This window comes from Actinopolymorpha sp. NPDC004070, assembly GCF_040610475.1.
Classification (GTDB): domain Bacteria; phylum Actinomycetota; class Actinomycetes; order Propionibacteriales; family Actinopolymorphaceae; genus Actinopolymorpha.
The window spans coordinates 177323-197665 of sequence record NZ_JBEXMJ010000001.1 but is presented as its reverse complement, the minus strand read 5'-3'; the positions used below and the strand labels follow the sequence as shown (position 1 = coordinate 197665).

The following is a 20343-nucleotide window of genomic DNA, read 5'->3' as shown; positions in this document are numbered from 1 at the left end:
CTCGTCCGGACTGGCCCGGTTCGAGGGCAGTTCCCACTCTTCCACCGCCCTCCCGTGCCTGGCCCGGCCACAACCGGCCACCGGCTCGGTACGCGGTCGGAACGTGACCGGGACATGTGCGCGGCGTCCGACGTCACGACCCGTTCAGGACGTCATGATGTCGGAGTGAACCTCGACGAAGCGGCGCGGGAGTTGTACGGCCTGGCACCGGAGGACTTCACCTCGGCCCGCAACAAGCTGGCCGACCAGGCCAAGGCCGACGGTGACCACGCGGCGAGCAAGGCGATCCGGGAGCTGAAGAAGCCGACGCTCGCCGCCTGGCTCGCCAACCAGCTCGTACGCGCCGAAGCCGACCGCATCGACGACCTCGTACAACTCGGTGACGACCTGCGCGACGCGCACGCGTCCCGCGACGGCGACCGGATGCGTGAGCTCACCTCCCAGCGGATCTCGCTGGTGCGCGACCTCGGCCGGGCGGCCCGCGACCTCGCGAAGAAGTCCGGCCACAAGGTGACCGACACGGTGGGCGACCGGCTGGCCGAGACCCTCGACGCCGCCTCGGTCGACGCCGAGGCCGCGCGGCTGCTGGGTACGGGCCGGCTGACCAGTGCGCTGCGGCACGTGGGATTCGGCGTGGTCGACGAGTCCGGCGAACCGGCCGAGGTGACCCCGATCAGCACCGCACGGGAGCGCCGGGCGACCGGCAGGAAGGCCGCGAAGCCCGGTAGACAGACCCAGGCCGACAAACGCGCGGAGGAACGCCGGCGCAAGGAGGCCCGGGAGAAGCTGGATCGGGCGGAGGCGGAGCTCGCCGAGGCCGAGGAGGCCCGGGCGCAGGCGGAGGCCGAGCTGGACGCCAACGAGCACCACGTCGAGGACATGCGTACCGCGGTCGAACGCCTGACCGACGAGCTCGAGAAGGCCAAGGCCGAGCTGGAACGCGCCGAGCACAGGACCGGCTCGCTGGAACGTGCCCTCACCAAGGCCAGCCGTGCCGCCACCACCGCTCGCCGCCGGCGCGACGCACTGTCGGACGACTGACGGAGCCCCGCTCGAGAACGGCCCCGAGGACCGCCCGGAGGACCGACCCGAAGAGATCTCGGAAAAATTATGGGCAGCGGCACTATCGGATAGTTAAGCTATCCGCATGCGGATGGCAGAGCTGAGCCGAGCGAGCGGGGTTCCGGTCCCGACGATCAAGTACTACCTGCGCGAGGGACTGCTCCCCGCCGGGCAGCTCACCGGCCCCAACCAGGCCAGTTACGACCAGTCCCACGTCCGGCGGTTGACCCTGATCCGTGCGCTGACCGACGTGGGCGGGATGTCCATCGCCACGGCCCGGGTCGTCCTCTCCGTGATCGACGACCCGGACCGGACGGTCCGGCAGAAGCTCGGCGCCACCATCAGGTCGCTCGGCGACATCCAGGCAGGCGGCCGGGCCGACGGCACCGGCAGGTCCGGCAACACCGCCGACGCCGACAGCCCCGACGAGGAGCAGGTACAGGCGACGAAGAAGGTCGACGACCTGCTCGAACGCCGCGGCTGGCACATCGACGAGACGAGTCCGGCCCGGGCCGCTGCCGCCGACGTGCTCGCACGGTTCGACCGGCTGGGACAGGACCGGGCGCTCGCGGCCCTCGACGGCTACGCCGAGGTTGCCGAGCTCGCCGCCACCACCGACCTCGACGTCATTGCCGGGATCGACGACGGCGACGAACTGCTCGAGACCGCTCTGGTCGGCACCGTCCTCGGCGACGCGCTCATCATCGCGCTGCGCCGGCTCGCGCAGGAACACCTGTCCAGCAAGCGTTTCCGCACACCACCGCGCTGACCGCGCGCCATCCGACCGGGGGAATTCCATGACCGCTGTACCCCAACCACCCGTGCCGTCGACTTCCAGACCCGGCCGACCCACCCGACCCGGCAGATCCACCCGACCCGGCCGACCCGGCCGACCCGGCCGCCGCGACCGGTTCGCCGGAGTGACGTTCTCGCAGGCGTACGGGTGGCACCGCCCGCTGATGATGCTGGCCGCCGCGATGGCGGCGGTCGCGGTCGTCGGCGTCGCCGGCCTGTTCGCCGACCACCGCGTCCTCACCGGCATGCCCATCTGGGCCAAGCCGACGAAGTTCGCGCTCTCCATCCTGATCTACTCGGTCACCTGGGCATGGCTGATCTCCCAGCTTCGCCACCTGCGCCGGACCGCGTGGTGGATGGGCACGATCGCCGCCGTCGGCCTGGTGGCGGAGATGGTGGTCATCGTCGGCCAGGTCCTGCGCGGGACGACGAGCCACTTCAACGAGACCACGCCACTGAACGGCGCACTGTGGCAGGCGATGGGCATCTCGATCGCGTTCGTGTGGGTGGCCACGCTGGTCGTCTGCGTGATCCTGTTCCGCAACCCCGGCCCGGACCGCGCCCGCAACCTCGCCGTCCGGGCCGGCGGAATCCTCGCCCTGCTCGGGATGGGGCTCGGCTTCTTGATGGTGATGCCGACGGCGGAGCAGATCGCGACGGATTCCGACATCGCCGGCGCACACACGGTCGGGCTCGCCGACGGCGGCCCCGGTCTTCCCCTGCTGGGCTGGAGCACCGTCGGCGGCGACCTGCGGATCCCGCACTTCGTCGGCATGCACGCGCTGCAGTTGATCCCGCTGGCCGCGCTGGCGCTGGAGTTCCTGGCCCGCGGCCTGCCCGTCCTGCGGGTGCCCGCCGTCCGCATGAGGCTGCTCGTGGTGATCGTCTCGGCGTACGTCGCGGTGCTGGCACTGCTCACCTGGCAGGCGCTGCGCGGGCAGTCGATCATGCACCCGGACGTGCTCACCGACACCGCGTCGGTCGTGATCCTGGCGGGCGTGGTCGTCGGTGTCCTCGTGTCGCTGCGGGCGGGCCGGGGCCGGGCAGCCGGTGAGGTCGGCCCCGACGCCGGTCACCAGCAGACGATCGTCTCCCCGGTCAGGTGATCGGAGGCCGAACTCACCAGGAACACCACGATCGAGGCCATGTCGTCGGGCTGGGCGACCTGTTGCAGACGCGACCGGTCGCTCTGGTCCGCGACGTTCCTGGTGGCGAGGAACCGGCCGGTGTAGGTCGGCGCGGGTGCGATGCAGTTGACGTTGACGTCGAAGGGCCGCAGCTCCTCGGCCAGGCAGCGGGTGTAGTGGGAGTTGGCCGCCTTGGCCGCGGCGTAGATGATGCCGTTGCGGGCGGGGACGTGCCCGGCGACCGAACCCACGTTGACGATCTTGCCCGTACGCCTCTCCCGCATGTGCCGTCCGGCGAACTTGCAGGTGTACATCGTGGTGAGCACGTTGCGTTCGACGACCGCGCGGATGTCGTCGGGGTCGATGTCGAGGGCGTCGTTGGGATCCGGTCGTGGTCCGGTGGCGCCGATGTCACCGCCGGCGTTGTTCACCAGGATGTCCAGCCCGCCGAGTTCCTCGACGGTGCGGGCAACGAGCCGTTCGGCGGCGGCCGGGTCGGTCAGGTCCGCGGTCACGAAGGCGGACCGCCGGCCGAGAGCGCGCACCTCCGCGGCGACCGCCTCACCGGACTCCGCCTCGCCGAACTCCGCGGCCGCGTGGGCGTCCACGTCGTGGATCACGACGTCCGCCCCGAGCCGGGCCAGATGCAGTGCGTAGTGCCGGCCGAGGCCGCGGCTGGACCCCGTCACCAGCGCGGACCGGCCGGCCAGGTCCTGGGTGTGTCGGTCGGCCGTCATGCCCGCCCTCCGTGCCAGTCCTGCAGGGTCCGGACGTAGGCGATGCTCTGCAGCAGTTGGCGTTCCTCGTAGGCGATGATGTCCTCGACCGACTCGCCCCGCTCGTACGGGGTACGCCAGTCACCGCCCGCGGGCCGGGCGTTCGCCTGCACGACACCCAGCGCCTGCGCGAGCTGTGCCGATGTCCGCGGCGGGTAGTCGGGCCAGAAGTCGGCCGCCAGGACGCGGATGTGCCGGGCCTCCAGCGCACCCAGCTCGATCGCCATGCTCACACCGGGCGCGTGCTCGGCCAGCATGGCGAGCAGGGCCGGGAAGTCGGTCAGCCCCTGGCCGAGCGGGCACCTGACGAGGCGGTAGCCCTCCTCGCTGAGCCAGGTCCAGTAGTCCTTCAGGTGCACGTTCTTCACGTACGGCGCGACCCGCCGGAAGTAGTCGATCGGCTCCTCCGCCGTCGCCAGCGGGTTGCCGGTGTCGAGGTTGATCCCGAAGTGGGCCGAGCCGATCGACTCGCACAGGCCGAGGAGCTCCTCCGACGCGAGGTCCTGGTGGTTCTCCACGGCGAGGACGACACCCGCCTGCTCGGCGAGTTCGGTGGCCGCGTGCAGCTTGGCCGTCACGTCGTCGAGGAACGCCGGCCAGCGACCGGCGAGCGGGCGACGGTCGCCGCCGATCTTCGCCCCTCCGATGACGGTACGCACGACCGGGGCGCCGACCCGTACGGCCAGCTCGCACACCCGGCCCAGCGCCTCCGGGTCGAACCCCGCGGTGTCCACGGTTACGAAGAGTCCGTGCTCGGCGGCGTACTCCCCCAGTGCCTCGGGACTGGCCTCGCGCGCTCGGTCCGCGGACTTCTCGGCGCGGTCCGGCGTCTCGCCGGGCTCGCGGCGGGTGCCCGGCGCGGTGTGGGAATCACCGGCCAACATGGTCGCCGGTAGCTCCACCCCGGCCAGGCCGAACCGGATCGCCTGGTCCATCACGTCCCGCGCGGTGACCGGCGGACGGCCGGCCTTGGGGTGCAGGCCCATGCTGTAGGTCGTTCCGTAGACCGACAGCCCGACCCGAAACGGGGCGGTGCTCTCCGTGGCGCTCACTGGGCGGTCCAGCCGCCGTCGACGACCAGCGTCGAACCGGTCATGAAACTCGACGCCGCGGACGCCAGGAAGATGGCCGCGCCGGCGAGCTCCTCCGGATTTCCCCAACGCCCCAACGGGATCCGGTCGACGAAGTACTTGTTCGTCTCGGGGTTCTCGATCACCGGGATGTTGAGGTCGGTGGCGAACGGCCCCGGGCACAACGCGTTCACGGTGATGCCGTGGCCGGCCCACTCCAGCGCGAGCACCTTGGTCAGTTGCATGACCGCGGCCTTGCTGGAGCAGTACGCCGACCGGTCCGGCAGCGCGGAGACGCCGAGCATGGAGCCCACGTTGATCACCCGCCCGTAGCCCTGCGCCTTCATGTGCGGCGAGACCGCCTTGGCGCACAGGTAGGGAGCCTTGAGGTTGGTGGCCTGCACGAGGTCCCAGCTCTCCTCGTCGAACTCCTCCACCGGCTTGCGGATGTTCACCCCGGCGTTGTTGACCAGGATGTCGAGGTGCCCGAACGCAGCCACCGTCGCGGCCACGGCGTTGTCCACGTCGGCCGCCCTGGTGACGTCGGCGCCGATGCCCAGCGTGCGCCGTCCGGTCTCCTGACCGATGTCGGCCGCCGCCTTCTCCGCCTGGGCCTGCTGCCGGCTGACGACGGCGACGTCCGCGCCGGCGCCGGCCAGAGCCTTGGCCATCACCAGCCCCAGACCGCGGTTCCCGCCGGTGACCAGCGCGACCCGGCCGCCGAGCTCGAACGACTCCAGACCCATGAACGCGAACCTTCCTCGTCGGTGACACGAACGCCGCGGTGATCCTCGCGGCGTCTCCTGCCGCGTCAACCTAGCGCTGACACCGGCCTTCGAGGGGGTCTCAGTCCGGGACCGGAAGGCCGGTTCCCGACGTGCGCATGGCTAGGGTCTGGGACGTGTCCGGATCCGACCACGCCGACCCGGTGGACGCCGAGCTGAACCCTGCGCCCTGGGCAGCCGTGTCCCAGATCAAGCGCGTCGGCACCGACGCACTCACCGACTGGAAGCCGGGACCGTGTTTCGATGGGAGCTGACCGCGGGCGCCGTGGCCGAACTCGCCCTGCTGGCCGGGCTGTGGGCCACCGCGGGGCTGGGCGTACCCGGGCTGCTCACCGGAACCACCTACGCGCTCGTGAGCTGGGCCGTCCTGTCCGTGGCCTTCCGGCGTCCACGGACCGGTAGGTTCGGGCCGGCCAACGCCGTCACCCTCGTCCGGGTGGTCCTCATCGCCGCCGTGGTCGCGCTGGCCGCCGACCACCTCGGCCGGCCGTCGCCGGCCGCGCTCTCCGCGATCGCCGCCGTGGCGCTCGTCCTGGACACGGTCGACGGCCGGGTCGCCCGGGCCACCGGGACCTCCTCCGAGCTCGGCGGGAGGTTCGACATCGAGGCAGACGCGCTCCTCGTCCTCGTACTGAGCGTGTTCGCCGCGGCTCTGCTCGGCAGCTGGGTGGTGGCGATCGGCTGCCTGCGGTACGTGTTCGTCGCCGCGTCCTGGGTGGCACCGTGGCTGCGCGGCCCGCTGCCGCCGAGCCAGGCCCGCAAAGTCGTCGGGGTGTTTCAGGGAATCGCGCTTCTGGTCGCCGCCTCCGGCCTGCTCCCCCGGTCGGCGTCCGTCGCGGTGGTCGTACTGGCGTTCACGTCGCTGGTCTGGTCGTTCGGTCGCGACGTCGTGCGACTGTGGCAGCACCGTACTCGTCGAACCTCGCCGCAGCGCCGTCGCCGTGCGCAGGCCTGAGCGGTCGTCGGGCTCGACCGGTTGTGTCAAGGACGGACCTGCGTATTGTGTGGAACCGGAGTCCGTAACTGCATCGGTGCGTCGATCCGACCTGCGGGGGAACCGACGACGACGGCCCGTTCCTGTCGCGGGGAGAAGGGCGATGCATGATCCGGCAACCACCATCCGTACGCACCCACCGGTTCGTCTGTTCGAACGACCGCCTGAACGGCTGCCTGGACGTCCGCGATGGTTGACAACGCGCACGGGGATGCGCTGGGGGAGGCACTGGCTGCCATCGTCGCCGAGGGAGGCGACGAGGCACCGCTTCGGGTGTGCCGGGCCGGCGTCGCGGCGTTGCCGATCGACGGTGCGGCCATCACCATGATGACCGCCCTGGATCGCCAGGAACCCGTCTGTGCCAGCGACGAGGTCGCCGGTCGCATCGACGAGCTGCAGTTCACCCTCGGCGAGGGGCCGTGCATGGAGGCGTTCGAGTCCGGCCGCCCGGTGCTGATCCCGGACCTGAAGGAGCGGGTCGACCGCCGCTGGCCGGTGTTCTCGCTGCACGCCCAGCGCACGGCCGCCCGTGGGCTGTACGTACTCCCCCTTCAGCTCGGCGCGATCAAGGTCGGTGTAATGGACCTCTACAGTCTTGCCCCCGGCGGGCTGCCGCTGAAGGCGCTGACGAACGCGCTGCGGATGGCCGACGCGGCCATGTGGACGCTGCTCGACCGCCGGGGCGACCCCAAGGAAGGTCAGGCGGCATACGAGGCCGAGGTGATGACCGGACTCGTGGACCTTCCCCTGCACCGGGCGGAGATCCACCAGGCGACCGGCATGATCCTGGCCCAGACCGGAGTGTCCGCCGAACAGGCCCTGGCCATGCTGCGGGCGTACGCCTTCGCCAACGAACGGCCCATCGACGAGGTCGCCCGCGAGGTCGTCGCGCGACGACTTCGGCTCGCAGGAGGAACGCCATGACCAACGGAACTCCCGAGGGGGTGTCAATGCCGTGAGTGAGGGATATCGCAGCCAAGCGCGCGAGCTTGCCGAGGTCCTGGTGACTCTTGCCGACTCCCTGGTCGACGACTACGACGTCATCGACCTGCTCCACCGGCTCACCGACGAGTGCGTGCATCTGCTGCCGATCGACGCCGCCGGGCTGATGCTGTCCGACCATCGCGGCACACTCCACCTGGTGTCGTCCTCGAGCGCACAGGCCGACCTGCTCGAACTGTTCCAGTTGCAGGCCGAGCAGGGACCGTGCATGGACTGCTTCCGTACGAGCAGCCAGGTGATCGTCCCCGACCTGGCCGGGGAGAGCAGGTGGCCGCGGTTCGCCGCGGAGGCCTCTGCCGCCGGCTACCACGCGGTGCACGCTGTGCCGCTGCGGTTGCGTGACGAGACGATCGGCGCGCTGAACCTGTTCAACGAACAGGCCGGGCCGCTGGAGTCGGACGAACTCCGGATCGGCCAGGCGCTGGCCGACATCGCCACCATCGGCATCCTCCAGGAACGTGCCGTCCACCACAACGACGTCCTGGTCGGGCAGTTGCAGGCCGCCCTGAACAGCCGCATCGTCATCGAACAGGCCAAGGGCGTGATCGCCGAACGCCATCGGATCGACGTGGCCGACGCGTTCACCGTGCTGAGGGGATACGCCCGCGGCCACCGCCGCAAGCTCACGGAGGTGGCCGTCGAGATCGTGGAGGGCAAACTGTCGATCGCTCGTCGATGAGGTCTGCCGAGGTGGTCTGTCGATGAGGTGTACTGCGTCGACGACTACTGCGTGGTGGCGGCCACCTCGTCGGCGCTGAGCCGGCCGCGCGCCGGATCGGCGGCGCCGGCCCGCACCGATCGCCGGGTCTTCAGCGTGTCGCCGCGGCGGGCGTCAGCGGCCGACGCGGGCGGATCGGCCGGGCGCCGCCAGTGCCAGTCGGTGACCGCCTGGTAGGCGGCCGCGACCGACAACAACCGGTCCTCGCCGTAGGGCAGTCCGCCGAGGATGGTCCCGATCGGCAACCCGGCGCCGGTGAACCCGATCGGGAACGCGATCTCGGGCAGGCCCAGGATGTCGAACGGCACCGGGCCGGTCTGCACCACCACGTCACAGTGGTCGAAGATCTGGTCCAGAACGCGTTCCAGCAACAACAGCTTGGCACGCTGTCCGGTGAGGAACTCGTTGCCGCCCAGCAGTGCACCCTGCAGCCAGCCCAGCACCGAGACCCCGAAGCCCGGCAGGTTCTCCCGCAGGTAGGGCATGAACGGCTCACTGCGTTCGGGCAGCCGGACGTTGTTGAACTCGTTGCCGGTGAGCAGGTCCCACTCCTCGGGGAAGGGCACGTCCACCAGCCGCACACCTGGGATCGATGCCAGCTTCGTCAAGTACGCCTTGCGCGCCTGCGCCGTGTCCGAGGTCCCGTCGGCGAAGCCGGGAAGGACTCCGATCCTCGTCCGCCACCGCAAGCTCACCTTGCCCCCTCGGCGGACCGGGGTGGCAGCGGTGATGAGGTCGGGCACCGGTGGGAGTCCCTGCGTACGCGGGTCCTGCGGGTCCTCCCCCGCCATCGCGGCGAGCATGATGGCCGCGTCCTTGGCGTCCCGGGCCAGCGGTCCGGGATGGTCGCGGGTGTAGGTGAGCGGAACGATGCCGTGCAGGGAGACCCTGCCCATGGTCGGCTTGAGACCGGTGAGGTTCTGGGCGTTCGACGGCGCGGTGATGGAGCCGCCGGTCTGGGTTCCGGTGCCGGAGGTCGCCATCCGTCCGGCGACCGACGTGGCGGTGCCGGTGGAGGACCCACCGGGGTCCACCCGCGGGTTGGCCGGCGCCCAGGCGTTCACCGTGGTGACCACACCGGCGGGAGTGGTCGCCCGAGTGGTCGCCAGTGGGCCCATCTGCGTCTTGCCCAGCACGATGGCGCCGTTCGCGGTCAGCCTCGCCACCGGCGTCGCGTCGTACGGCGGTACGAAGTCCTCGAACAGGAAGGAGTTCGCCGTCGTGCGGACGCCTCGCGTGTAGTAGTTGTCCTTGATCGCCAGCGGAATGCCGTGCAGCGGGCCCAGGTGTCTCGACCTTCCCGCGACACGCGAGGCCGCCATCGCCTGCTCGACCAGAACCACGTTGAACGCCTGATAGGTCGTGTCGTAGGTGCCGATCCGGGCGAGGTACGCCTCGAGGAGCCGCTGCGGGGTGAGCCGTTGCGCCCTGATCATCCAGGCCGCCTCGGCCAGGGTGAGCTCGGTCGGGTCGGCCACCGCCTCCGGGCGCGGTCGGGCGTAGGCGTTCGGCTGGTCGAGGTTCGGGGCGCGGCGCGCCGGCGTCAGGGCGGCAACGCTCGTCGCCGCGCTCGTCGTCACGGCGGTCGTCGCGGTCGTCGCGGCGCCGGCGGCCGAGGGCAGCGCGATCGCACCTGCCGTACCGGCGGCACCGGCCGCGGCTAGGGCGGCCGAGCGAGCGAGGAAGGCCCGGCGGTCCACGCGCCGGTCGACGGGTTCGTTCGCCATCACCGCCGCCATTCGGTACTGATCGAGGGATAGAGCATCGGCGCGTGCTGCTGGGACAGCGCGTCCGCCGTCTCCGCGTCGGCACCCGCCGTGGCCGGAAGCTGGTAGCCGGCAAGGGTGCCGACGGTCCCCCGGACGAACGAGCGCAACGACGCCAGCGCGGCGTCGCGGCCGGGCGCGCCGGTCAGTGGGTCCGGGTCGGTGCCGGCCGGAAGCTGGTCGAGATCGATTCCCAACGATGCGAGCCGGACGCGAATCATCACGTCCAGCTCGGCGTCGGTCGGTGGGGTGGGTGGCATGGCTCTCCTTCGAGGGCGGGAATGCGCGACCAACTCTCGGGCCGACCTGTGTCCGACACGTAACACGCCGATCTCCCGCCTGTGAAGGCGATCATGCTGGCCGGGGCCGGTCGTGGCCTTCCTCGAAAACGACGAGCACCTCACCGGTGGTGGCGTCCACGACGGCGGTGCCGTCGAACCGCACCTGCTGCCGCAGTGCCCGGCGTTCGGCCCTGGAGAGGGTCGCCGGGCCTTCGACCGCCGCCTCGATGTCGCGCCAGGTGAGCACCCACACCAGTCGGCTGGTGAGTGTCTGTGCCGCGCGACCGCCGGCGAGCATCACCTCGGTGCGCGGCCGCCGGGGTGGCTGCCAGGTCGCACCACCCCGGCTGTGTTCGTACGACCGAACCGCCTCGCCGGCCGACAGTGTGGGAACGGTTCCAGCCGGCGCGGGAACGAGGTCGAGCCCCAGCTCCGGGTAGTGGCGCGCGTGCCCGGCACGAACTCGTGCGTCGCCGGCGGCCGCGGTGGTCACGCCGACGCCGGGGACGACCACCGCGGCGGCAACCACGGCCAGCAACAGGGTGCGCCTCGGGGCACGCCGCGCGGTGTCCGGCATGCGCACAGTGTGCGCCCGTCCCGGCGGCCTCGCGAGCCGTCCGGACGTGACGGATGGTCCCGCACCTGCGCAGACTGAGCGGATGGCGACCGGCATACGCGAAGCACGCGCCGAGGACGCGCCGCGGGTGGCCCGGATCTACGTCGACTCGTGGAACTCCGGGTTCGGCGACCTGATGGGTACGGTCGGGCTCGACGACGACCGGATCCGGCGCTGGGAGAACGACCTGACGAGCGGCCGGACCCGCTGGTGGGTCGCGGAAACCACCACCGGGCGCATCGTCGGCATGGTCGGAGTCGGCCCCAGCCGCGACCCGGTCGACCCCCACCTCGGCGAACTCGACACGATCGCCGTCGATCCCACGTACTGGCGCGGCGGGGTCGGAAGCGCCCTGATGCGCACGGCGCTCGCTTCGCTGGCGGAGTCCGGCTACCGCGAGGCGGTGCTGTGGACGGTCGCGGGCTACACCCGCGGTCAGGCGTTCTACGAGGCGACCGGCTGGCGCCGCGACGGGGGCACCCGCGACGACGGACGCCAACTCTCCTTCCGGCACAGCCTTCGCGGCGTCGAGGTGAACGTCGACGTGAACCCTGGAAAACCGTAGAAGTCCGGCAGGATCGGGCTTGACCTTGACGTGCGGGTCAGGGATTAGCGTCGCGGCGCGGCGGGTGATCACCCGCCGCCGACGCATGCCGACGCATGCTCGACCGCACATCGAGGAGCCCACCGTGTCCAGCCCCGCCCAGCACGCGCCCATCCCGCCCCGTACGTCACGCGAGGTCCGGCTCGCCTCCGTACCCGACACGCTTCCGCGCCCGGAGGATCTGTCCGTCGTCGAGACACCCGCCCCGGTGCCCGGCACCGACGAGGTGCTGCTGCGCAACCGGTTCTTCCACGTCTTCCCCGCCCTGCGCACGTTGATGGGTGACAGTGTGGAGGATGCGCCGCTGCCGCCGCTGCGGGTCGGCGACACCTTGTTCGGCGGCGCGATCGGGGAGGTGGTCTCCGCACCTGCCGGTGCGACCGTCCGCCCCGGAGACCTGGTGTCGCACTCACAGGGATGGCGGGAGTACGCCGTCGTGCCCGCGTCCGAGGCCGCTCCCCTGGGCGACGTCCTCCCCGACCCGGCCGCCCACCTGTCGCAGGGATCCACGGCGTACGACGCACTCACCGACGCGGCGGGCGTACGCCCCGGCGACACGGTGTTCGTCTCCGGCGCGGCCGGCTCGCTGGGCTCGATGGCCGGGCAGATCGCACGGCTGCTCGGCGCGGGCCGGGTCGTCGGGAGTACCAGCATCCAGGCGAAGGCCGACCGGCTCGTCGCGGACCTGGGCTACGACGCCGTTCTGCTCCGCGGCCGGGACGACGAACCGGTCGCCGGGCAACTGGCCAAGGCCGCACCGGACGGGATCGACGTCTACTTCGACAACGTGGGCGGCGAACAGCTCCAGGCGGCGGTGGCGGCGGCCCGCCCGGGAGCGCGGTTCGTCCTCCTCGGCGCGCTGTCCTCGCAGCTCTCACCGGTGCGGCCCAGCCCCAGCGCGCCGGTCGAGATCGACTCGTTCGCGGTGATCCTCAAGCGCCTGCGGATCCGGGGGTTCAGCGGGCTGGACACCGCGCCGTCGGTGCGGGCGGAATGGACCGAAAGGTTTGCCGAGTGGCTGCGCGCCGGAGCCATCTCCTTCCCGCACGTCCGGATCAAGGGCATCGAAAACGCCCCACAGGCGTTGTACGACGCGGCAGCAGGTAAGCACCTGGGCACGGTGGTCGTGGCGTTGTAGGCACCCGCGGGCCCGCGATCTCGACGGAGGAGACATGCGAATCGGCGATGCGGCAGCGGCGGCCGGGACGACGGCACGGGCCCTGCGCTTCTACGAGAAACGCGGACTGCTCCCCGAGCCGGCCCGGACGGTGGCCGGGTACCGCGAGTACACCAGCCGCGACGTGTCCCGCGTACGGCTCGTCCGGGAACTGCTCGCCCTGGGCCTGACCGTGGAGGACGTGCGCGGCTGCGCGGACTGGCTGGACAGGTCCTCGATCGACGGTCTGCCGAAGCGCTGCGCCGCGACCGCGCAGACCAGCGAGCGAGCCGGGATCGCCCAACGCCGGCTGGCCGCGCTGGACGCCGAGATCGCCCGGCTCACCGAGACCCGCGACCGGCTGGCGGACCGGATACGCACGAGCGCCCCGACCGGATGACCACCTGACCGAAACCTCTGGACTACTACGCTAGCCGATGTATCGTACGGCGTAGTAATTGCCGATCGCCGTGGAGAACGACGCGGCGGAGACGGTGGAGGAGGAACGGTGGCGCCGGAGACCGACGCGTGGGTGCTCGTGTTGACCAGCCTGGCCGGCGGCGAGAAGCACGGGTACGCGATCACGCAGGACATCGCCGAGCGGGTGGGGGTGACGCTGGGCCCGGGCACGCTGTACGGCGTACTCGCCCGGCTGGAGGAAGGCGGCCTGATCGAGGCACTCCCGGCGCAGGCCCGGCGCCGCCCCTACCGCCTCACCGCCGCCGGGACGGAGGCACTCAGCGAGCAGCTTCGCCAGATGCGGCTGGTCGCCGACCTCGGGGCCCGCCGGCTGAGAACGGCGGCGGCACGGTGAGGTCGGGGCTACGGGGGCGGGCCACGATGGTGGTCGCGTTGTATCCCCCGGCGTGGCGCGAGCGGTACGGCGAGGAGTTCGTGGCGCTCCTGGAGGACACCGGCGTCCACCTCCGCCAGGTCCTCGACGTCCTTCCGGCGGCGGCGTCGGCATGGATCCGGCCGGCGGCCCACCTGCACGACCGCGCCGCCCGGATGCGCGCCAGCGTCGCCACGACGCTGTTCGCCTGGGTGACGCTCACTGCCGGCGCCGTCGTCTTCGGCCAACTGCACGACGATCCCACGCCCGGCACGCTCGCGGGCGGTGGACTGCGCGCGGTGTATGTCGCCTGCGCCGCGGCTTCCGTGCTGGCTTTGGCGCTCGGCGGGATGCCGCTGGCGGGCGCCGTCGTGCGCGCCACCCACCGGCGGGTGCGGACCGTCGCCGCGCTGGGCGTACCCGTCGTCGCGGCCGCCGGCTTCCTCACCGCCGCGGTGACGGTCAGCCGGCTCGTTCCGCACTCTCCACGGCCGGGCGTGGGGATCGGGACGACCTGGTTTCTGGCGTTGACCGCGGTCGGTGGCGCGGCGGCGCTCGCCTCGGCCGTCGGACCGGCGTCGGCGCTGCGCCACACACCGGTGGCCGGGCGGCCGCTCGTGGTCGCGCTGGTGGCGGGCGCGGCCGCCATCGTCTCGATGGGGGCCACCGCCGCCATCGGCCTGGCCGCGGTGCTCGTCCCGGCCTTCACGAATCCGTCGACGCCGAGCGGACCGTCCACTCCCCTCCTCGCCTACGCCACCGGGACGGCACTGGCGCTGGTGGTGGCGGCGACCTCCTGCGCGCGGGGTCTGCGGGCCGCCACGCCGAACGCCAGGAGCGATCGTGGCCAGGGCTGAGCGACGCCGGCGCGGCCGACTGCGCCGCGTGCTCACCGTCGCCCTCGGGGTCCTCCTCGCCGTGGTGGTGATCTGCGCGGGGTACATCGGCTACGTCGCGGTCCGCAGCGCCCGGCCGGTGACGCTTCCTGCGCCGACGGGTAAGTACGCCGTCGGGCGGACGGCGTACGACTGGACCGACGCCGGGCGGACCGACCCGCTCGCACCGCACCCCGGCTCAGCTCGCGAACTGTCGGTCTGGCTGTGGTATCCCGTCTCCCGGGCCGACGCCCGGCGCGGGCATCCCGCCCGCTACGCACCGGGCGCGTGGAGCGACCTCCACTTCCCGGGCCTCGTCGGGGTCGGTGAGAGCAGCTTCGACAGGGTCCGGATCCACGCGCGGGAAGGCGTTCCGGTCGCGAAGGGGCGGTTCCCGGTGGTGGTGCTCGAGCCCGGCCTGGGCTTCGCCGCGCCGCAGTACACCACGCTCGCGGAGAACCTCGCCGGCCACGGCTACCTCGTCGCGGGGGTCACGCCGACCTACAGCGCGAACCACAGCGTCGTGCACGGCCGGCCGGTGGGAGCGACCGAGGCGGGCAACCCGAATGACCTGGACGGCAGCTCGGCCCGGGCCACGACCGAGGCGAACCGGCTCGTCGCGGTGTGGGCCGCCGACGCGAGGTTCGCGGCCCGCCGGGTGGCCGCGCTGGACCGGTCCGGCGGCGGGCACGTCGACCTTCGTGGGCACGTGGGCACGGGCCGGGTCACCTACGTCGGGCACTCCTTCGGCGGAGCGGCGTCGCTGGAGGCCTGCCGTACGGACCCGGCCTGCGCGGGAGCCGTCGACCTCGACGGCAAGCAGTTCGGACCCGTCGTACGCGTCGGGCTGCGGGCACCGCTGATGCTCATCGGCAGCGAGAACTCCTGCATCACCGGCACCTGCTCGACGACGACCGATAACGACCGTGACGATCTGGGAACCGCGCGCTCCCTGCTGTCGGCGAGTACGGGCGAGGAGTACGCGTACGCGATCACCGGGGCGCGCCACTTCAACTTCACCGACTACGGGGCGTACTACCTCGCCCGGCCACTGCGTGCGCTGCTGGCCCTGGGGTCCGGCGACGGCGACCGCGCACTGACGGTGCAGAACGCCTACCTGGTGGCGTTCCTCGACCATGTGGCGCACGGCTCCACCCGGCCTCTGCTCACCGCCTCCAGTCCGCAGAGCTTTCCGGAGGTACGCGTACTCCTCCACCGCGGCCCGCCGTCACCGTGACCGGACCGGGGCTCGTCCGAACGTCTCCCACTCGGCCGCGAGCCGGCTCAACCGGCCGAGCACGACGTCGCGCCGGGACGCGTCGACGGACTGCAGGTGGTCGGGCCAGCCGTACAGGATCAGCCGGATCTCGGCCGCGGCCGTAGCCGCCCGCAGGGTGGCGTCGAGCGGGACTCCTCGTGCCCGCGCGTAGGCGGCGAACATCGCCTCCCGCGGAGGTTCGCCCCCGTCGAACTCCGCCCGCTGCCACAACAGCGCGAGGTCTCCCGGCCCGTGACCCAGACCGACCTCCTGCCAGTCGATCCACACGAACTCCTCGTCCTGCTCGTCACCTTCGAGCAGCAGGTTGGCGACGTGCCAGTCTCCATGGCACAGACAGGTCGGCAGCCGGGGCAGCGCGCGGTCGAACTCGGCCCGCCGGTCCAGCAGCGGACCGGCGAGGTGCTCGTGCCCCAGTCGGCGCCAGGCCGCACGGACAGCACCGGCAGCATCGGCCGCGGCGGGTCCACCCACCTCGGTGCGGGTCAGCAGGCCGAACCCGGTGACGCTCTCGGCGACCTCCGGTCGGTGCAGGGCGCCAAGCTGGGCGGCCGCCCGCTCCCAGTCGCGAGCGGCCCACCGGTCCGGCGGGGCCGCGGGCCGGGCGCGGGTGAGCAGCAGCACGGTCTGCCCGTCGGCCGTCTCCACGCCCGCGAGCAGTCGCGGCGTGCGCACCGGCAGCAGGGCCGCCACCTCGCGGTAGAAGCCGAGCTCCCGCCGGGCGCGGTCACCGCCGCCAGTGACCTTGAGGACAACCTCCCGGTCGCCGTCCAGCGACAGCAGGTGGACGGCCGACCCGGACGCACCTCCGGCCAGGCGGCGATGCCTGCGCACGCCGTCGAGCCCGGACGGGAGGTCGGGCCCGAGCGCGGCGAGTGCCCGGACCACGGATCGCGGAAGAAGGTCTGGCGGCATACCCGGCGGTCGGTTCATCGGTTCCTCCGTGGTCGGGCAGGACGGCCATGGCCGGTCAGGCATGGACGGCCGACCATGGAGAACCCGGTATAGCAGCGGGCACCGACACCTCGTCAGTGCCGACCGGCCGGCTTCTGCCCGCCCAGCACACCCAGCCGGCTTGTGCCGACCCGGCACGCACGACCGGGTCGGCTTCCGTATGGTGAGCCGGTGAACGACACCCCCGTTTCGCTGCACCGGATGACCGACGAGGACCGGCCCACGATCGACCGGCTGTGGCAGTTGTACGCGCACGACCTGTCGGAATTCCGTGGCACGCTGCCCGACGCCGCGGGCCTGTTCAGGTGGACCCGGGTCCCCGCCTACTTCGACGACCCGGACAGGTGTGGCTACCTCGTCCTGTGGGGCCGGCAGCCGGCCGGGTTCGTGCTGATGCGCGGGCTGAAGGGCGACAGTCACGTGCTGGGCGAGTTCTTCGTCGTCCGGGCGGTACGCCGCCGCGGGGTGGGCCGCGACGTCGCGCTCGAGTTGCTGCGCCGGCACCCCGGCAAGTGGGAGATCGCGTTCCAGGAGGAGAACCCCGGAGCGGCGAGGTTCTGGCGGCGGATCGCGGCCGAGGCGGCCGGAGACCGCTGGACCGAGGAGCGCCGCCCGGTGCCGGGAAAGCCGGAGATTCCGCCGGACGTCTGGCTGTCCCTCACGGTCTGAACCCGCTTCGCCCGCCTGATCAGGGAATTCGCGAATACTCCCTACCTGCGGCACGGAAATTCCGAACCGAGAACGAGAAAGTCCTCATTGCCCGGCGGTTAATTGTGTGACGGAAAGCCGGATGAATTCCGCCTGTCCGCGGACCCGTTCGAGTCGGCCGGCTCCGACCGCGCCGGCGGCCCGACCCGGCCCTCACCCGGCCGGGCACGCACCGACAACCAGCACTACCCGCGGCGCTGCATCCTGGCACCGGCGTTCCGGCGGATGCGCGCGGTGCAGCCGGATGCGCTGGTGCTCGCGCAGCTGGGGCGATACGCCACCGCCCCGGACGTCCTGAAGACGGCCTGGGCACCCACCCTGGACGCCAGCGGCGCCCTGACCGGTCGGGGGCGCCGCGCTTCAGTCGTCGGCGGGCTCGGGCGTCACCGTCACCGTGGGCAGCTCGGCCACTCGGAGCCGGGCTGAGCCGTAGGGCAGCAGCCGCAGTTCCATCACCGGCGCTCTGGTGGCGACCGGTCCGGCCGGTGGCGGGCCGGCGGAGTTGTCCCGCATCCGCCACTGGCGCAGCGGGGCTCCGCGTCCGCGCACCACGACCGGAGCCGCGTCCACCGCGAAGGGCACCGGCCCGACGGGCCGGCGTTGGACCGGCCAGGAGCCGACGGCATCGACGCCGTCGATGCCGTCGACGCCGTCGACGCCGGCCGGATCGTCCACCAGGGCGCCGAGGTTCCAGAACGTGCGGGGCGTGATCTCCCATTCCGCGAGCCCGGCGTGATCGGGTACGGGACGCCAGATCTCACCGACCGCGTGCACCAGCACCAGCGGCCCGAGCCGGAAACCGACTGCGCCGTTGTCCCGCGGCACGGTCCGCACCCGCATCGGCAACCGGAGGTGGACCACGTCGCCGTCGGCCCACGTACGCCGCACGGTGACGAAGCCGTCCTGGTCGGGCGTGACCGGCATCGGCTCCCCGCCCACGGTCAGGCTCGGCTCCTGGCACCAGCCGGGGATCCGCAGCCGCAGCGCGAACTCCCGCACCGGCCCCGGGTCCACCGCGATCTCCACCTCCTCGTCGAAGGGGTAGCTGGTCCGGACGTCCAGCCGCACGGGGTGACCCGCCACCTCCGAGTCCACCTGGCACGGCGCGTAGGAGACCACCGCCAGGGTCTGGTCGTCGGCCCGCATCCACAGCGACCGGGCGAACTTCGGCCAGCCCTGGTGAAGGTTGGCGGTGCAGCAGCCGAAGTGGGGTTCGAGGCCGAAGACGTTGGCGTCGGGTCCGCTGAAGCTCCAGTCGCGGTCGGCGAAGGAGACCAGCACCTGGTTGGCCTGCTGGTGGTACTGGTGCGCGAGCATCCGCGGGTCGCTGCTGGCGGCGAGAAGATTGAACGCGGTCTGCTCCAGCAGGTCGGCATGGCTGCCGTCGCCGAGGATCCGCACCAGGTGCTCGAGGGTGAACATCCACTCGACCACCAGGCAGGTCTCCACACCGTGGTGGGGCTCGCGGCCGCCGAGCCACTCGTCCCCGGAGAAGCAGCCGTGCACGAGTCCGTGCAGGCGCATCAGGTTGGCCAGCATCTCGCGAAGCTCCTCCGCGTGCCGGACCAGGCCGGCGTCGCCGTCCTCGTCGACCAGCGCGGCGACGGCCGGTGTCTTCAGCCCCATCGCGACGTTGACACCGTGGACCAGGTGGCGGAACGCCGGAGCGGGCCCGGCGGGCAGGTCGCGGGTGAGGAAGGTCGCCCAGTCGTGGGTCTGGGCCAGAAGCAGCCGGCCGAGGTCGAGCAGCCACTCCTCCCCGGTCCGGTCGTACAGCCACATGACCGACAGGACGTTGTCCGCGCCGCGCGCGCGTCCCCAGCCGTGCAGGGGACGCCGCGGCAGGGTCCGCGCCTGGAAGGCGAAGTAGCTGCGCAGGAACGGCGGCACGCGGTCGTCTCCGGTGGCGTCGGCGTACTGCGTGAGGACCTTCAGCGCCACCATCCGCGGCCACCAGTCGTCGTCACCCGGTGGCCCGAACCAGCCGTCGTCGCGCTGGCCGGCCAGGATCGCCTCGATCCACTTCTGCGCCCTGGCCTTGAGCTCGCCGTCGTCGAGGACGTACGCCAGCGGCACCAGCCCGTCGAGGTAGTAGGGCCCGCGCTCCCAGCCCTCGCCGTCACCGCCGAGCCAGGCGCTGTCCGGTCCGACGTCGGGCCAGATGTCCTCCAGCTGCCCGGTCTGGCCGTCGGCCTGCAGCCGCAACTGGTCGGCGAGCCAGCCGCGGGGCCGGATCGCGCCCAGCGGGAGTTCGGTGAGGCGGGCACGGCCGCGTGCGCTCGACACCCGTCAGCCCTCGACCGGCCACTCGGCGGGCTGGAGCGGTGCACCCAGCCGCTCGCAGATCTCCCGCCACCGCTCGACCATGCCGGCCGCCCACAGGTGCGGGCGGAAGCCGAGCCGAAGGTAGGTGTGCAACGCCGGCAATCTGAAGTCGTCGGTCTGCAGGTAGACGCACTTCGCGCCGACCTCGACCAGGCGTGCGGTCGCGGCGGCGGTGACCACCCGTCCGAGGCCTCGGCCGCTGTGGTCGGGGTGCGCGGCGATCCAGCCGACCTCGTGGCCGTTCGGATAGAGGTCGGGCACCGGCCGGCGCTGCGACATGCCCGTCGCGACGACCGTCCCGGTCGGCTCGTGCACGACCAGATGCCAACCGTCGGGGACGACCGTCTCCAGCGTCTCGGCGAGCTTGTCGTCGTCCCAGGTGCCGAGCTCGACCCGCGCCATCAGCTCCCGGAACGCGGGAACGTCCTGGTCGGGGCGGCCCTGGCGGAGGACGTACCCATCCGGCAGCCGGGTGGCCTCGGTTTCTGGCAACTGCCCGGCCGGCCAGAGCATCCGCAACTGCCGCGGTGGTCCCCCCTCGGTCCGACCGCCTTCTGCACCCATACGCACCTCCTGCATCCGTGACGTTCGAGCCAACCTACCCGCCTGCACCGACACGAC

General features: G+C 72.1%; 23 protein-coding genes. 14 read left to right on the top strand and 9 right to left on the bottom strand.

Features of this window, described 5'->3' with window-relative positions; genetic code table 11:
* Positions 1 to 165 precede the first annotated feature (165 nt).
* From ABZV93_RS00895 to ABZV93_RS00885, 3 genes are all read left to right on the top strand, one after another.
* A complete protein-coding gene (locus ABZV93_RS00895; protein ID WP_354928220.1) occupies positions 166 to 1041 on the top strand; it encodes a hypothetical protein in 876 nt (291 codons plus the stop codon).
* Between the two features lie 106 nt (positions 1042 to 1147).
* On the top strand, positions 1148 to 1831 hold the full coding sequence (locus tag ABZV93_RS00890; protein WP_354928217.1) for a MerR family transcriptional regulator: 684 nt from the start codon (positions 1148 to 1150) through the stop codon (positions 1829 to 1831).
* A gap of 151 nt (positions 1832 to 1982) precedes the next feature.
* Positions 1983 to 2963 carry a hypothetical protein gene (locus ABZV93_RS00885; RefSeq protein WP_354928214.1) on the top strand — a complete coding sequence of 327 codons (981 nt, stop codon included), beginning with the start codon at positions 1983 to 1985 and terminating at the stop codon, positions 2961 to 2963.
* Here ABZV93_RS00885 and ABZV93_RS00880 read toward each other — a convergent pair.
* The 3 genes from ABZV93_RS00880 to ABZV93_RS00870 are packed head-to-tail and all read right to left on the bottom strand — an operon-like array spanning position 2930 to position 5576.
* The gene (locus ABZV93_RS00880) at positions 2930 to 3721 is read right to left on the bottom strand and encodes an SDR family oxidoreductase (RefSeq protein ID WP_354928211.1); all 792 of its coding nucleotides are present in this window, start codon (positions 3719 to 3721) and stop codon (positions 2930 to 2932) included. The two genes, ABZV93_RS00885 and ABZV93_RS00880, sit on opposite strands and share 34 nt — an antisense overlap.
* Positions 3718 to 4812 (bottom strand): sugar phosphate isomerase/epimerase family protein, encoded by a 1095-nt coding sequence (locus ABZV93_RS00875; protein ID WP_354928208.1) that lies wholly within the window; start codon positions 4810 to 4812, stop codon positions 3718 to 3720. The genes ABZV93_RS00880 and ABZV93_RS00875 overlap by 4 nt, the downstream gene beginning before the upstream one ends.
* Positions 4809 to 5576: a glucose 1-dehydrogenase gene (locus ABZV93_RS00870; protein ID WP_354928205.1), complete on the bottom strand. Its 768-nt coding sequence runs from the start codon at positions 5574 to 5576 to the stop codon at positions 4809 to 4811. Before ABZV93_RS00870 ends, ABZV93_RS00875 begins: the two co-directional genes overlap by 4 nt.
* Before the next feature lie 155 nt (positions 5577 to 5731).
* Between ABZV93_RS00870 and ABZV93_RS00865 the strand changes: the two genes are divergently transcribed.
* The 4 genes from ABZV93_RS00865 (at position 5732) to ABZV93_RS00850 (ending at position 8290) form a co-directional block, all read left to right on the top strand.
* Positions 5732 to 5869, top strand: a complete 138-nt coding sequence (locus tag ABZV93_RS00865; RefSeq protein ID WP_354928202.1) for a hypothetical protein — start codon at positions 5732 to 5734, stop codon at positions 5867 to 5869.
* On the top strand, positions 5851 to 6570 hold the full coding sequence (locus tag ABZV93_RS00860) for a CDP-alcohol phosphatidyltransferase family protein (protein WP_354928199.1): 720 nt from the start codon (positions 5851 to 5853) through the stop codon (positions 6568 to 6570). Before ABZV93_RS00865 ends, ABZV93_RS00860 begins: the two co-directional genes overlap by 19 nt.
* Positions 6571 to 6798: 228 nt before the next feature.
* Positions 6799 to 7533, top strand: a complete 735-nt coding sequence (locus ABZV93_RS00855) for a GAF and ANTAR domain-containing protein (RefSeq protein WP_354928196.1) — start codon at positions 6799 to 6801, stop codon at positions 7531 to 7533.
* Positions 7534 to 7564: 31 nt separating this feature from the next.
* Positions 7565 to 8290 carry a GAF and ANTAR domain-containing protein gene (locus ABZV93_RS00850; RefSeq protein WP_354928193.1) on the top strand — a complete coding sequence of 242 codons (726 nt, stop codon included), beginning with the start codon at positions 7565 to 7567 and terminating at the stop codon, positions 8288 to 8290.
* A 44-nt stretch (positions 8291 to 8334) separates the two neighbouring features.
* Here the strand turns inward: ABZV93_RS00850 and ABZV93_RS00845 are convergent, their stop codons facing one another.
* The 3 genes from ABZV93_RS00845 to ABZV93_RS00835 all read right to left on the bottom strand — a co-directional run bounded on the left by ABZV93_RS00845 (position 8335) and on the right by ABZV93_RS00835 (position 10953).
* Positions 8335 to 10056, bottom strand: a complete 1722-nt coding sequence (locus ABZV93_RS00845; protein ID WP_354928190.1) for an amidase — start codon at positions 10054 to 10056, stop codon at positions 8335 to 8337.
* Positions 10056 to 10355, bottom strand: a complete 300-nt coding sequence (locus ABZV93_RS00840) for a hypothetical protein (protein ID WP_354928187.1) — start codon at positions 10353 to 10355, stop codon at positions 10056 to 10058. The genes ABZV93_RS00845 and ABZV93_RS00840 overlap by 1 nt, the downstream gene beginning before the upstream one ends.
* 91 nt (positions 10356 to 10446) lie before the next feature.
* Complete coding sequence (locus ABZV93_RS00835) at positions 10447 to 10953, bottom strand: hypothetical protein (protein WP_354928184.1); 507 nt, start codon at positions 10951 to 10953, stop codon at positions 10447 to 10449.
* A gap of 82 nt (positions 10954 to 11035) precedes the next feature.
* Here ABZV93_RS00835 and ABZV93_RS00830 point away from each other — a divergent pair, with 82 nt between their 5' ends.
* From ABZV93_RS00830 to ABZV93_RS00805, 6 genes are all read left to right on the top strand, one after another.
* The gene (locus ABZV93_RS00830; RefSeq protein WP_354928181.1) at positions 11036 to 11557 is read left to right on the top strand and encodes a GNAT family N-acetyltransferase; all 522 of its coding nucleotides are present in this window, start codon (positions 11036 to 11038) and stop codon (positions 11555 to 11557) included.
* 124 nt (positions 11558 to 11681) lie between these two features.
* Positions 11682 to 12734, top strand: coding sequence for an NADP-dependent oxidoreductase (locus ABZV93_RS00825; RefSeq protein ID WP_354928179.1), 1053 nt, complete (start codon positions 11682 to 11684; stop codon positions 12732 to 12734).
* Positions 12735 to 12768: 34 nt separating this feature from the next.
* The gene (locus tag ABZV93_RS00820) at positions 12769 to 13152 is read left to right on the top strand and encodes a MerR family transcriptional regulator (RefSeq protein ID WP_354928176.1); all 384 of its coding nucleotides are present in this window, start codon (positions 12769 to 12771) and stop codon (positions 13150 to 13152) included.
* A 108-nt stretch (positions 13153 to 13260) separates the two neighbouring features.
* The gene (locus ABZV93_RS00815; RefSeq protein WP_354928173.1) at positions 13261 to 13566 is read left to right on the top strand and encodes a PadR family transcriptional regulator; all 306 of its coding nucleotides are present in this window, start codon (positions 13261 to 13263) and stop codon (positions 13564 to 13566) included.
* A 26-nt stretch (positions 13567 to 13592) separates the two neighbouring features.
* Positions 13593 to 14441 (top strand): hypothetical protein, encoded by an 849-nt coding sequence (locus tag ABZV93_RS00810; protein ID WP_354928170.1) that lies wholly within the window; start codon positions 13593 to 13595, stop codon positions 14439 to 14441.
* The gene (locus tag ABZV93_RS00805) at positions 14428 to 15696 is read left to right on the top strand and encodes a hypothetical protein (RefSeq protein ID WP_354928167.1); all 1269 of its coding nucleotides are present in this window, start codon (positions 14428 to 14430) and stop codon (positions 15694 to 15696) included. The genes ABZV93_RS00810 and ABZV93_RS00805 overlap by 14 nt, the downstream gene beginning before the upstream one ends.
* Here the strand turns inward: ABZV93_RS00805 and ABZV93_RS00800 are convergent.
* The gene (locus tag ABZV93_RS00800) at positions 15688 to 16668 is read right to left on the bottom strand and encodes an aminoglycoside phosphotransferase family protein (protein ID WP_354928164.1); all 981 of its coding nucleotides are present in this window, start codon (positions 16666 to 16668) and stop codon (positions 15688 to 15690) included. The two genes, ABZV93_RS00805 and ABZV93_RS00800, sit on opposite strands and share 9 nt — an antisense overlap.
* Positions 16669 to 16860: 192 nt before the next feature.
* Here ABZV93_RS00800 and ABZV93_RS00795 point away from each other — a divergent pair, with 192 nt between their 5' ends.
* Positions 16861 to 17358 (top strand): GNAT family N-acetyltransferase, encoded by a 498-nt coding sequence (locus tag ABZV93_RS00795; protein ID WP_354928161.1) that lies wholly within the window; start codon positions 16861 to 16863, stop codon positions 17356 to 17358.
* A 399-nt stretch (positions 17359 to 17757) separates the two neighbouring features.
* On the opposite strand, the gene ABZV93_RS00790 is transcribed toward ABZV93_RS00795, so the two are convergent.
* Both ABZV93_RS00790 and ABZV93_RS00785 read right to left on the bottom strand, forming a co-directional pair.
* Positions 17758 to 19683: a beta-L-arabinofuranosidase domain-containing protein gene (locus ABZV93_RS00790; RefSeq protein ID WP_354928158.1), complete on the bottom strand. Its 1926-nt coding sequence runs from the start codon at positions 19681 to 19683 to the stop codon at positions 17758 to 17760.
* Positions 19684 to 19686: 3 nt separating this feature from the next.
* Positions 19687 to 20286 (bottom strand): GNAT family N-acetyltransferase, encoded by a 600-nt coding sequence (locus ABZV93_RS00785; RefSeq protein WP_354928155.1) that lies wholly within the window; start codon positions 20284 to 20286, stop codon positions 19687 to 19689.
* Between the last annotated feature and the right edge of the window lie 57 nt (positions 20287 to 20343).

What these genes read in the sequence shown, in the direction of transcription:
- ABZV93_RS00890 (WP_354928217.1), top strand. Translation starts at nt 1,148, where the DNA reads ATGCGGATGGCAGAGCTGAGCCGAGCGAGCGGGGTTCCGGTCCCGACG.
- ABZV93_RS00845 (WP_354928190.1), bottom strand. Translation starts at nt 10,056, where the DNA reads ATGGCGAACGAACCCGTCGACCGGCGCGTGGACCGCCGGGCCTTCCTC.
- ABZV93_RS00835 (WP_354928184.1), bottom strand. Translation starts at nt 10,953, where the DNA reads ATGCCGGACACCGCGCGGCGTGCCCCGAGGCGCACCCTGTTGCTGGCC.
- ABZV93_RS00830 (WP_354928181.1), top strand. Translation starts at nt 11,036, where the DNA reads ATGGCGACCGGCATACGCGAAGCACGCGCCGAGGACGCGCCGCGGGTG.
- ABZV93_RS00870 (WP_354928205.1), bottom strand. Translation starts at nt 5,576, where the DNA reads ATGGGTCTGGAGTCGTTCGAGCTCGGCGGCCGGGTCGCGCTGGTCACC.
- ABZV93_RS00855 (WP_354928196.1), top strand. Translation starts at nt 6,799, where the DNA reads ATGGTTGACAACGCGCACGGGGATGCGCTGGGGGAGGCACTGGCTGCC.
- ABZV93_RS00840 (WP_354928187.1), bottom strand. Translation starts at nt 10,355, where the DNA reads ATGCCACCCACCCCACCGACCGACGCCGAGCTGGACGTGATGATTCGC.
- ABZV93_RS00820 (WP_354928176.1), top strand. Translation starts at nt 12,769, where the DNA reads ATGCGAATCGGCGATGCGGCAGCGGCGGCCGGGACGACGGCACGGGCC.
- ABZV93_RS00880 (WP_354928211.1), bottom strand. Translation starts at nt 3,721, where the DNA reads ATGACGGCCGACCGACACACCCAGGACCTGGCCGGCCGGTCCGCGCTG.
- ABZV93_RS00785 (WP_354928155.1), bottom strand. Translation starts at nt 20,286, where the DNA reads ATGGGTGCAGAAGGCGGTCGGACCGAGGGGGGACCACCGCGGCAGTTG.
- ABZV93_RS00800 (WP_354928164.1), bottom strand. Translation starts at nt 16,668, where the DNA reads ATGAACCGACCGCCGGGTATGCCGCCAGACCTTCTTCCGCGATCCGTG.
- ABZV93_RS00810 (WP_354928170.1), top strand. Translation starts at nt 13,593, where the DNA reads ATGGTGGTCGCGTTGTATCCCCCGGCGTGGCGCGAGCGGTACGGCGAG.